The sequence below is a fragment of the Methanomethylovorans sp. genome (assembly GCF_050177135.1).
Lineage (GTDB): Archaea > Halobacteriota > Methanosarcinia > Methanosarcinales > Methanosarcinaceae > Methanomethylovorans.
Window position 1 is genome coordinate 1 of the sequence record NZ_JBFXHJ010000110.1, and the last position, 7,490, is coordinate 7,490.

Below are 7,490 nucleotides of genomic sequence, written 5' to 3' on the forward strand. Positions count from 1 at the left end.
CACGTGAACTGAGTTGTGAATTGGTTGGATCAACACATTGTGGATCAACATTGAGGTTGTCACTCATTGTGAAACCTGAGCCATAGGTTTGACCATTCTTATTATTGTAGATATTGTTATTCTGGACTATGAACTTCGCGTAGGATGGCTGTGTGTTCCATATACCCACGCCTGAACCTGTAACTCCACTTGCTCCATCACTGTTCATTATGATATTGTTCCTAACATAGGTGGTGAACTGTGCTTTTTGCTGTGTGATGTGGCCGGACCACACATACCATTTTATTGCTGCATGGCCACCATCATCAAATACATTGTTCTCAATGATGGTGTTATCAAAATTCTGGATCACGATAGCTGCGTTGCTGTATCCGGTGTTTGTAGCATACTGTCCGACTTTAGTAAAAGTATTGTGATGTATATGAACGTTCTTTGCCCTGATCACATTGTCGGGATATCCTGCAAACATCCAGATGCCTGCTCCATTAATTGAATATATCTTATTATTGTAGATCTCTATGTCATCAAATACCGCTGTGCTGCCTGTATTTGTTTTGTCGATCTCTATAGCCGGACCCGTGGAATCGCCTCCAGATAGATCCGAGTAGAAGATATTGTCATGCACAGTGAAATGTGATCCCCAGGTGATCCGGCATGCGCTGTTCGTCCGTGTCATTACGGTATTGTATGCAACTTCTCCATTGTTCGAATACAGAATATAGCATGCATCATGACCAAGCTTGTACACATCGTTGTAAAGGAACTTAATACCGTTACCACTGTAAACTTTCATTCCATCGCCTGTACCCCACTCCAGACGCATATGGGATACCTCGACATTATTTGAGTTCTGGAACAATATCAGATTATAATATCCTTGACCCTTGATTATCCCGGATTGTGATTCGCTGTTCCCGTCAATAGTAAATCCAGTGATCACGATATTATCGGCTCCAGTTTCACCCCTTATTAATGGAACCTGTGCTGACCAACCGGCTTTTGCAACCAATTTGATCTCAGCTGTTGAGTCACCTGTCAGGACCGTATTTGCACCTATATTCAGGGTACTATCGATCCAGTATGTATTTGGGCCCCTTAGGTAGACAGTACCGCCCCCACGTCCATCAATATATGCCAACGCCTTGTTTATTTCAATGTGATCATTTGTTCCGTCACAGTTGTAATTTCCGGTTCCATCAGTATCAACGTAGACAACCGGTGTTTTTAAGGGAACCGAACTTGCTGCAGAATCAAAAGTCTGATTTATTTGAATTTCAGCACTTGTAATATTCCAGTTATAGTTTTCTGTATCATTTATATTAAAATCAACCATTTCAATTTGGTTTTCATCTTTCGTTGCATTAAACTCATAGTATTCAGTTTCATTTGTGTCAACAGACATAATAGAACTGTTTACATTGCATCCTGCAAGAGGGATGATGGTTAACAATAGAACAAGAGACCAGCTAATTACGTTTTTCATACTCATGGTTGTTCACCGTAAATTCAAAACTATCTGGTCATCGATATAACAGCTATGAACATATCAAAATGTACATCTAAGAACATTATTGATTTATATAAATCTCATAAGTTATACCGCCGGCAAAATAAAGTAACTAATATAGATAAAATTATATAAAAAACAAAGGCTTAAGCCATGAACACAAACTTCTTGGTGCACGAAGTAGCACAAGAATAACTCATGCCCATATTGTGCGATTAGGAAAAGACTGTTGTAAGATTGGTTTTGTCCTCAACGGGATCATTTGAGGGGATTGGCTGGATATCAGGGAGAAATATCATTTCAGTTGATGTGGAAAGGAATATCTAAAAATGATCTTTACATAATTATTTGATATTAATTTGGGAGCAAAAAGAGGAGTACCATGTTATACAGGAAAATGCCAAAGAATGGAGATAAGCTTTCAATAATTGGTTTTGGTGCCATGCGCCTTCCGACCAAACAGGACGGAAGCATAGATGAGGAAAAAGCCACTCAAATGATCCACTATGCAATAGATAATGGGGTCAATTATATAGATACCGCATGGCCTTACCACATGGGAGAAAGTGAGCCATTCCTCGGACGTGTGCTTGCAGATGGATACAGGGAAAAAGTAAAGCTTGCGACAAAAATGCCTCAATGGATGATAAAAAACCTTGATGACATGGATAGTTTCCTTAACAAGCAGCTTGAGAGACTGAACACAGACCACATTGACTATTACCTCTTACACAGTCTGGTAGGCAGCAGCTGGAAGACTATTTGGGACTTAGGTGTTAATGACTTTCTTGACAGGGCCAAGGCCGATGGGCGCATCATCAACGCAGGTTTTTCCTATCATGGTAATGCCGAGGATTTTAAGGATGTTGTGGATGGATATGACTGGGATTTCTGCCAGATACAGTATAATTTCCTGGATGAGGATATACAGGCAGGAAGAAAGGGGCTTGAATACGCTGCTTCCCATGATCTTGGAGTTGTGATAATGGAGCCATTAAGAGGTGGCAATCTGACAGATCCTGTTCCATGTGAGATAATGGACATCTGGAACGAAGCTGATGTCAAGCGCAGTCCTGCGGAGTGGGCATTGCGCTGGGTCTGGAACCATCCCGAGGTCACTGTAGTGCTTTCAGGTATGACCGAGCCTTATCATGTTGAAGAGAACCTTAAGTCTGCAGGGGAAGGTCTTGCTGATTCCCTGACAGCTAAAGAGCTCAAACTTATTGACAGGGTAGCAGATAAGTACAGAGAACTGATGAAAATAAATTGCACAGGTTGCCGATACTGTATGCCCTGTCCACAGGGAGTGGACATTCCTGCCTGTTTTGAAACGTACAATAATTTGTACATGTTCGGTGGAAAAGATAGGTTGATGATAATGTATGCTGCAAAGCTCGGAGGCATTCTAAGAGGAGCTGAAAGGAATTTCGCATCCCAATGTGTGCAGTGCGGTCAATGCCTGAATGCCTGTCCACAAAATCTTCCAATACCGCAACTGCTTGAGAAGGTTGTGGAAGAGTTTGAAGGGCCGGGTCTGGAGAAGAGGATTGAGTTTGCGAAGCAGTTGTTTGCAAATGATAACTTCTGAGGGATCGAATGCCTGAAGTATGTTTTATTCGCCAGAGGTGAGTTTTGTTCAGTTGGGGATGAGAGAAAACTGAGAGAATCAAAGGGCAAAGCAAATATATGGCAATCACAAATTCTGATTGCAACTTAATGCTTTATCTTCGAGAGATATGGTATTGGATGCCAGTTACATGCTTAAAAGTCCAATGCCTGTATTCATTGATCATATATCAGAAAATATCACCGTAGATCATCTTTAAGGAGAAAACCTATGAGCGGCAAAATAGAATTCACCCGGAATTATTCCGACCAGAGTACCAATCAGGGATTCCAATTCGAGTTTTACTGCGATCGCTGTGGCACTGGGTATAGAACACGTTTCAAGGCATCAGCTATCGGTAAGGTCACAGGGGCATTGGATGCGGCCAGCGGTCTGTTCGGTGGTATTTTCGGACGTGCTGCTGATCTTAGTGAAAGAGCGCGTTCTGCTAGTTGGGAACAGGCTCACGATGCTGCTTTTGTTGAAGCGATGCAGGAACTGAAACCTGATTTCATCCAGTGTCCGAGATGTTCTTCCTGGGTATGCAAGAAAAGCTGCTGGAATGATAAAAAAGGGCTTTGTAAGGATTGTTCTCCGGACATAGCTGTAGAAATGGCAGCTGCTCAGTCAAGCCGTACGGTGGAAGAGATCTGGGCCCACTCTAAAATGGCAGAAGAAGACAGAGAGGTACTGAAAGAAGAAAGCTGGCGAGCTGGTGTAAGGGCTGCATGTCCAGAATGCAATGCTCCACTTTCTGATCCAAAGGTCAAGTTCTGTCCAGAATGTGGTGCAAAGATCCAGAAGGATGTGTTCTGCACAGGCTGTGGAGCTAAACTGGAGCCGGGAGTAAAGTTCTGTGGTGAATGCGGGCAAAAAGTACAGAAATGATGAAGGATCAAAATATTTGTTTCTAAATTGAAAGTTGAAGTTCCAAGGCTGAAAGCTAAGATTTAAGGATGCTTTCGGCTTCTGAATGACTGGTATGTCTACTATTCTTCAAATTTTGTATAGCTTTTTATGATCACACTATATATTAGCTGATGAAATGGATACTATAGATTATTCTCTTGAAGAAAAGCTTCCCTCTGTTGAAGAGTACATTTATTTAAGGCAGTCAGTCAACTGGCCCTTTCCTAATAAAAATGCAATAGAAAAAAGCGTCAATAATTCCATTTACTGTGTTTGTGCCGTGAAAAATGATCATATTATAGGCATGTCCCGTTTGGTCGGAGATCATAGTTTCATCTATTTCATTGCAGATGTCATTGTTCTACCAGAATACCAGAATCAAGGCATCGGCACTGCACTGATGAAAAAGATAATGTCATATCTGCAAGAGAACGTGCAGGATTATTCGTACGTAACCCTGATGTCTGCAAAAGGAAAAGAAGCCTTTTATGAAAAATTTGGCTTTTTCAAGAGGCCTACGGATAAGTTTGGGTATGGGATGATGGTTGAGCTTTGAGGTCAAATTCCATCATCACTTTTTAGATCACGCTACTTTCTCATTCCCACTCTTCTTCTTCACGTATTCCAGAGCATCCTGTGTGTGTTCAAATATGTGTACATGCTGTTTTTCTATCAGTTCCATAAGGTCTTCGTCGTTTTTCATTCTCCTCATCACTTCCGGCTGTATTGAGGTGAGATAGACTTTCTGATTCCTCTTTTTACTCATACTTATGAAACTTCTAAGCCTTTCAAGTCCAGTGGTATCAATGAACGGTACATAACGCATACGCAGTATTATATGAGGCCTGCTGATGTTAATATGTTCATTGATCTTGCTCTCGAAAACATTCATTGCCCCGAAGAAGAAAGGTCCGTTGAGAGTGTATACAGAAACGTTCTTTTCAAGATATGGGTGAGAAAATATAGTAGCGTTAATACCCGTTGATTTGTCGTAGTTCTCCATGGTCTGGATATCAATGACATTCGTGAGCCTTATGAACAGCAGGATTATTGCAAGGAACATGCCCATCTGCACTGCGAAAACCAGATCTGTGAGCACTGTTAGGACAAATGTGGCGATCAGGACAGTGGTGTCCATTTTGCTGATGTGCATGATAGTTTTGAACTCGGTGATGTTGATCATCCTTACAGAGACCAGTATAAGTACTCCTGCAAGGTAGGCTTTTGGAATGAATGCGGCTATCGGACCAAAGAACAGAAGTATGGCGAATAATATAAGGGCGTGGATAATTCCCGATATTCTGGTCTTTGCGCCTTCACGTATGTTTACCGCACTCCTTGCAATGGCAGCTGTACAGGGAATTCCTGAGAAGAATGGAAGAATGATATTTCCCAGTCCCTGTCCCATGAGTTCTCTGTTGCTGTCGTGCTTTGTGTTGGTCATACCGTCACAGACAACAGCACAGAGCAGAGCTTCTATGGTTCCTAATAGTGCTATGGTCAGGGATGCTGGCAGAACCGTCAGCACCAGTTGTGGGTTGAGATTGATCATCTGTATAGTAGGAATACCAGCCGGGATACTGCCTACAATGGGGATGTCGATCTCCATATAATAAATCAGCAATACTGACAGGATCAGTGCGACTATGGATGCAGGAAGGCTATTCAGGTATTTTATTTTGACTAAGATCGCCGGTAGGTGGAGCAGGAGTATAATAGTGGCTATACATATCAATAATGCATTGTAGTTAGCGGCACTCAGGTTCTCAATGATGGCAACAACAGTTTCCCATGCGTATTCCTTTGCAGGGATCGCCATACCCAGCGCGTTAGGTATCTGTCCTATTAATATGATAGCACCAATACCACTTGTGAATCCGGATATGACAGGCAGTGGAATGTATTTGACTACCTTGCCCAGTTTGAACAGGCCGAAGAGTATCTGGAATATACCTGCAAGGAAACCTGCAAGGAGCAGCCCTTCCAATCCATGGCTGTTCAGGGTGGACAGGATTATAACCGTCATAGCACCGGTAGGTCCGGTTATAGAATACTTGGAACCACCAGTGGCAGATACGAGCATTCCTGCTATCACGGCCGTATAAAGACCCATCACTGGCTCAACACCGGAAGCGATGGCAAAAGCAATAGCAAGTGGCAGTGCCACGATAGCTGTAATAAAACCTGCTTTGAGGTCACTTAAAAACGATTCCTTAAAATACCCAGAAATCCCGGTTCTTACATCCATATTATCTTGCTCGACGCGCGGCATTAATTGTTCATCAAAGGGCAGTAGAGCAATTACCACGTATATATAATTAATCTATAATGAAAATAGGTTAGGTATAACACTGGAATATATGAGCTAGCTTCTTGAAACAAGTATTTGTTTGAAACATCAAACTTACATAACATTCCAGATAAACATGAAAGAAGTAAAATAGGTTTGTTTTTATTCTATTATGCTCTGCTCGATGGACACAACTCCTTTACAACACACTCCACACACTTCGGATTGCGCGCCATACATACATTGCGCCCGTGCAGGATCAGGGTCATGGAAAGGGTTTCCAGATCCTCTCTTTTTACAATCCTCATAAGGTCCTTCTCTATCTTTTCCGGGTCTTCGTGTTGGGTGAAGCCGAGGCGATTTGATAGTCTTTTCACATGTGTGTCCACTGCAATACCCTCTATTTTCCCAAAGGCTCTTGACAGAACTATATTTGCAGTCTTCCTGCCAACTCCGGGAAGCTGCAGCAAACCCTCCATGGTATCGGGTACCTTACCTCCAAAATCTGTAAGCATGATCTGAGCGCTTTGGATGATGTGTTTTGCTTTCTGGTGATAGAAGCCTGTGGAATATATTTCCTTTCCAAATGCTGATACATCAGCAGCAGCATAATCTTCCAGAGTACGGTATTTCTTGAACAGGGACTGAGTGACCTGGTTCACCTGGCGGTCCGTGCACTGGGCTGAAAGAATGGTGGCTACTAGAAGTTCCAGAGGAGAACTAAAACGCAGGGCAGGGGCAGCATTAGGATACACCTCCCGCAGAAGTGAGAAGATATTATCAAAGTTGTGGGTGTTGTCGGGGATATTTTCCTCAGCATTCATGCAGGTAAATAGTAACTGATAGTTCTTATCACTTTTTTAGAAAAGAAAAAACCTAGAGAAAAACAACACAGAAAAAAGAATAGCTACAGGCCTTTAAAGCCCGTAGTGCTCAATGTTCTTATCAGCGATGGCCTGTATCTTGGCTATCTCTTCTGCACCGCCTTCCTTGTTGAACAGGTGCTTGAAGCGGCTCTGCATCTTGAGATAATCCTCAACTGGTGATGGCGTACCTATCTTCCTGACCTTTGTGATCTCCCCATTTTCCATTTCGAACAAGGGCCACAGACCGGTCTTAACAGCCATCCGGGCAACTTCCACTGTCTTGGAAGTATCAAATCCCCAGCCTGTTGTACA

Annotated in this window: 6 protein-coding genes and 1 pseudogene; 3 read left to right on the plus strand and 4 right to left on the minus strand. The window is 42.5% G+C overall.

The window, feature by feature from the left end:
• Positions 1 to 1,489: right-handed parallel beta-helix repeat-containing protein (locus AB7U21_RS08915; protein ID WP_428388415.1), on the minus strand; the 1,489-nt coding region annotated here is incomplete at its 3' end.
• Positions 1,490 to 1,889: 400 nt separating this feature from the next.
• Between AB7U21_RS08915 and AB7U21_RS08920 the strand changes: the two genes are divergently transcribed.
• The 3 genes from AB7U21_RS08920 to AB7U21_RS08930 all read left to right on the plus strand — a co-directional run bounded on the left by AB7U21_RS08920 (position 1,890) and on the right by AB7U21_RS08930 (position 4,578).
• Complete coding sequence (locus AB7U21_RS08920) at positions 1,890 to 3,095, plus strand: aldo/keto reductase (protein WP_333787637.1); 1,206 nt, start codon at positions 1,890 to 1,892, stop codon at positions 3,093 to 3,095.
• 249 nt (positions 3,096 to 3,344) lie between these two features.
• A complete protein-coding gene (locus AB7U21_RS08925) occupies positions 3,345 to 4,001 on the plus strand; it encodes a zinc ribbon domain-containing protein (RefSeq protein ID WP_428388417.1) in 657 nt (218 codons plus the stop codon).
• A gap of 157 nt (positions 4,002 to 4,158) precedes the next feature.
• Complete coding sequence (locus tag AB7U21_RS08930; protein WP_428388419.1) at positions 4,159 to 4,578, plus strand: GNAT family N-acetyltransferase; 420 nt, start codon at positions 4,159 to 4,161, stop codon at positions 4,576 to 4,578.
• Positions 4,579 to 4,605: 27 nt separating this feature from the next.
• Here the strand turns inward: AB7U21_RS08930 and AB7U21_RS08935 are convergent, their stop codons facing one another.
• From AB7U21_RS08935 to AB7U21_RS08945, 3 genes and pseudogenes are all read right to left on the minus strand, one after another.
• On the minus strand, positions 4,606 to 6,270 hold the full coding sequence (locus tag AB7U21_RS08935; RefSeq protein WP_333787634.1) for a SulP family inorganic anion transporter: 1,665 nt from the start codon (positions 6,268 to 6,270) through the stop codon (positions 4,606 to 4,608).
• 212 nt (positions 6,271 to 6,482) lie between these two features.
• The gene (nth, locus tag AB7U21_RS08940; RefSeq protein ID WP_333787633.1) at positions 6,483 to 7,136 is read right to left on the minus strand and encodes an endonuclease III; all 654 of its coding nucleotides are present in this window, start codon (positions 7,134 to 7,136) and stop codon (positions 6,483 to 6,485) included.
• 93 nt (positions 7,137 to 7,229) lie between these two features.
• Positions 7,230 to 7,490, minus strand: a pseudogene (locus AB7U21_RS08945) (pyruvate ferredoxin oxidoreductase); the annotation flags it as partial.

What these genes read in the sequence shown, in the direction of transcription:
- AB7U21_RS08920 (WP_333787637.1), top strand. Translation starts at nt 1,890, where the DNA reads ATGTTATACAGGAAAATGCCAAAGAATGGAGATAAGCTTTCAATAATT.
- AB7U21_RS08925 (WP_428388417.1), top strand. Translation starts at nt 3,345, where the DNA reads ATGAGCGGCAAAATAGAATTCACCCGGAATTATTCCGACCAGAGTACC.
- AB7U21_RS08930 (WP_428388419.1), top strand. Translation starts at nt 4,159, where the DNA reads ATGGATACTATAGATTATTCTCTTGAAGAAAAGCTTCCCTCTGTTGAA.
- AB7U21_RS08935 (WP_333787634.1), bottom strand. Translation starts at nt 6,270, where the DNA reads ATGGATGTAAGAACCGGGATTTCTGGGTATTTTAAGGAATCGTTTTTA.
- nth (WP_333787633.1), bottom strand. Translation starts at nt 7,136, where the DNA reads ATGAATGCTGAGGAAAATATCCCCGACAACACCCACAACTTTGATAAT.